Raw genomic sequence first — 3,598 nt, forward strand, 5'->3', positions numbered from 1 at the left:
GTAAACGCTGTGAAAAAATTGGAGATGCTGTCATCGCCTTAGACGCACCCCGAAAGATGCAACTGGAACACACCGATAATTCCTTCGACTACTTATGTCCGACTATCGAGCAACCTCATCATAAGCATCCTTCAGAAAACCAGGTGCTTATGGATAGTTCTGGCTAAAACACCAGGGAAAAACCTGATTCAAATTGCCTCCATCCAAGCGTTAGTCCGACTGCCAGATTCCCTAGTTTCAGAAGTAGCGAACGTCATTTTTGGTAAAGTACACCATACACCAGCGCGAACGTATAGCAAAATCCTACTTCATTACACAAAGGAGCCTAACGGGGTGACAAGTAAGCTGAAGCTTTGATGAAAGTTGAGCCAAATATTAATTGTTTGTCATAAATATATAAACAAAAAAAATTATCCTAAAACTTAGCTTTTTGGGCGCATTCACAAGTTATTTCACATCTAGAGTGCGCCCATGTCTGTCTTCCCTCTCGATACGCTTCCCCTCCCCGTACTTCAAGTCATTCAGGACTATTTAACTATCGGTTACAAGCTAACAAGCTGTCTCGGCCCAGAACCACCTAAGCCAGAATATCAGCCCTGTGAGGGAATGCTGTATATTGCTTCTCTAGAGCGAGATATGGAACCCCCTGATGAAGCTCAATGGGCAGCCCCTCACGACCAATGGCAACCTGTAGATATAGATAAGCTCAAAGCCTGTCGGGAGTTTTTGGCATGGATAGCTACCATACATTCAGATGCTGATAACGAGCAGGTCATACAGTTAGTTGAGCAAGAGGGGGCAGCTATGTGGGCGCGATTTCGCAAACGTCCGGTCAATCACGGACTCCTTCGCCTCACAATTGATGAGTCGGGAAGTGTGCGAGAACGCTATGTCAGTTCCACTTGCTACAGCACTCGATTTCCAATGAAATCATCACTTCCTCGTGTAGAAATTCCCAAATTAGAGGCGAGACAAACACCCCTAGGACAACCAACGGTCACAGACTTATTAGAGCTTCATGATGTGATTCGCGTCTGTGATTGGCCAAAAGGATTCTACGGCCTGGTTGTGGAGATTACAGAATACAAACGCAAAGACCTTGAGTTTTTCGACATTGGTTACGTCAGTACAGGAGCCGATTTTATTCCTAACACCCGACCTAATCGACGGGGTGAGTATCGCAACAAACAACTACTTCGTAAAATTGTTGCGGTGGATGGGCAACTAAGGTTCGTCTATCCTCCTTCTTTTACCAAAGAATCAACCATTGAGATTGTGGCTAGACGTGTGAGAAATCGTCAACTTAAGCTGTTTTAGCTTTCGCACGGGGTGAAGTAAAAATCAATCCCCAATAATGCTAAATCTATCTCAACAATCCCTCTCCCTTCTCGAAACTAACCCAACTCTATTCCAGCGCCTACACATCGAACAAAAAGAATCGCCTTCTAATCCAGAAACTCGGCACTCTCAAGAAGTTGGGAACCACTTTCATCTCTTAATGAAGCAACTATTAATGGGCTTACCTGTAGAGCCTCTGCTTAATGCCTATCCGCAAATGCACCGCTGGATTAGCAGCTTACAGCTAGCAGCACCGGAAATATTCTCCGACGAACCCGACATTTTTAAAGAGTGCGACCATCAACGCACTCTGATGTGTGAGGGACATTGGCTAAGTGTGGTCTATAATCTGCTAATTGCTGATGACAGTCAAGCTCAGATTATCGAGTGGACAACGGCAACTCTACCTAATAGCCCTCTGCAATTAGAGAATGATTGGAAAACACGCCTTTACCTTTACGTGTTAGCAGAAACCAGCGATTACCTACCCGAAGAAATTTCGTTCACTTATTGGTTTGTACAGTTTGATAGAGAGCCAGTTAGTTTTAGGTTTGAATATGATGAGTCTTTGCATCGAATGACACGCTCGTGTCTCACCGCCCTGCTTAACAAGTTGAACGAATGGCTAAAGGCTTACCAAACCGAAGGAAAGCCTTTTCCACTTCCGAAAATCATCAAATCCTACAACCAACCTCCAAAAAGGGAAGAACTGCTCAATTTGGATGATATTGAGGAAGTGCGATTGTAAGAGAGAGTGAGGGGTTTTCACCATAGCCTTGTCAGGAAGATAGTTAATGAATCCTAACCCAGATTTTAATCCCAATAATATTTCTGAGTGTAGTGAGAAACTTGAGTTAATTTTAGAGACTTACGGTAGTGATGTGTTCTTTGAAGCTATCACTGACTTGTTGAATTCTCATCCGCTCACTGCACCCCCAACTTCTAGCTCAAAATCTTGGATAATTCTCCTGCTGCCTTCATACTGCAACCCAGATGCTCTTACCAATATGCACGATTTAACTTTGACGAGTGCCTCAAACTTCTGATTTGTAAAGTTATAAGCAAATAAGCGATCGCACCTTGGTTAGTGGGAAGACGTGCAAATATGAGTTGTTACTTCTTAGGCCAACGCTGTCGTATCCAAATCAGCGCAGCGGTGAATGCCCCAGCTGCGATCGCTGCACTCAGGCTGAAGGTAATCCTGATGGCAAAAGGTAACCAGGTGTCTGGAATATGTAGAGTAGAGAGTGCTAAATTGAGGGGAGGATTTAAGAAGTTGTCATTTTTACCAGTTGGCACTTCGATTGAGGCAACGATTGAACCCACTGCTAGTCCAGCACCAATAATGCCAACGGTGTTTTGGAAGTTGCGATCGCGTTGGGCTTGATCTATCTCTGTAATTGCCCGACTTGAGTTTATTAAATCTTGCAGTAATTGCAAATCAGGACTGAGCTTTTCATAGTCTTTTTGCACTTGTAACTGATACTTTTCCGCTACATCATCGCTGAATTTTTCGAGGAATTTTAAGTCACAGTGATCTTGCAAGTTAGCGAGTTTGGCTAACAGAGCAGACTGATTAGCGCCCACATCCCCTGAGCTGGTCGCAACGGATTGGAGCCATGAAAAAATTACATTAGGTAGTAATTTACTGGGAGAGTCGTCCCCAGCTTTAATTTGGATTTGACTCACACGTTCAGTGATAGTTTTTAGGCGTCTGTTATAGTTTAGTAAATCAACCTCTATGGTGCGGATTTGATCGCTCAGAGCAGTCAAATTAATGCTGTACTGAGGGAGAAGCTTCTGGGTTACAACGATAGTTCGACGGAGTTGTTTTAGATTTACGCTATTGATGCTTTCCGCAAATTCTTTTATTTCAGCAGAATCTTTTTTAAATTGTTGCTTCAGATAGCGACTTTGAGCATAAGCCCAGAGAATTTTATGGCGATAGCTAAACAGACGTAGCCAGTCGAAGTTAAATCCAGCAGCTTTTTTAGCAGCCGTTGCATCGGGATAAAGGGCAATGAGCAGATGTTGACTCTGTTGGATTTGTTCAAGCGTTGGTGCTGAGGTGTTCTTCTGGCTTGACTCCTGCATTAGTAGCTGGTAGCGTTGTAGTTCAAACAGGGTTCCTCCCAAAAGACACCCTTGACCTTGCAAGTCTCGTTCCCAGTTCAATCCTAGATTTAAGGCTTGACTGCAATTTTTAGCAGTTTCTTCTAGGTTACTCTTGGGGTTAGCTAGCTGAGCAAAGATTAGCCAA

Annotated in this window: 4 protein-coding genes; 3 read left to right on the forward strand and 1 reads right to left on the reverse strand. The window is 43.7% G+C overall.

Annotated elements, in window-relative coordinates; translation table 11 throughout:
- Nucleotides 1–471: 471 nt before the first annotated feature.
- From V6C93_RS00005 to V6C93_RS00015, 3 genes are read left to right on the forward strand one after another with little or no spacing between them, the layout of a single operon-like run.
- Nucleotides 472–1,317, forward strand: coding sequence for a hypothetical protein (locus tag V6C93_RS00005; protein ID WP_333474582.1), 846 nt, complete (start codon nucleotides 472–474; stop codon nucleotides 1,315–1,317).
- Between the two features lie 37 nt (nucleotides 1,318–1,354).
- Nucleotides 1,355–2,086, forward strand: coding sequence for a PD-(D/E)XK nuclease family protein (locus tag V6C93_RS00010; RefSeq protein ID WP_333474583.1), 732 nt, complete (start codon nucleotides 1,355–1,357; stop codon nucleotides 2,084–2,086).
- Between the two features lie 46 nt (nucleotides 2,087–2,132).
- A complete protein-coding gene (locus V6C93_RS00015; protein WP_333474584.1) occupies nucleotides 2,133–2,384 on the forward strand; it encodes a hypothetical protein in 252 nt (83 codons plus the stop codon).
- A gap of 67 nt (nucleotides 2,385–2,451) precedes the next feature.
- On the opposite strand, the gene V6C93_RS00020 is transcribed toward V6C93_RS00015, so the two are convergent.
- On the reverse strand, nucleotides 2,452–3,598 hold a 1,147-nt coding region (locus V6C93_RS00020), incomplete at its 5' end, for a hypothetical protein (RefSeq protein WP_333474585.1).

The organism is Allocoleopsis sp. (assembly GCF_036703385.1).
Classification (GTDB): Bacteria; Cyanobacteriota; Cyanobacteriia; order Cyanobacteriales; family Coleofasciculaceae; genus Allocoleopsis.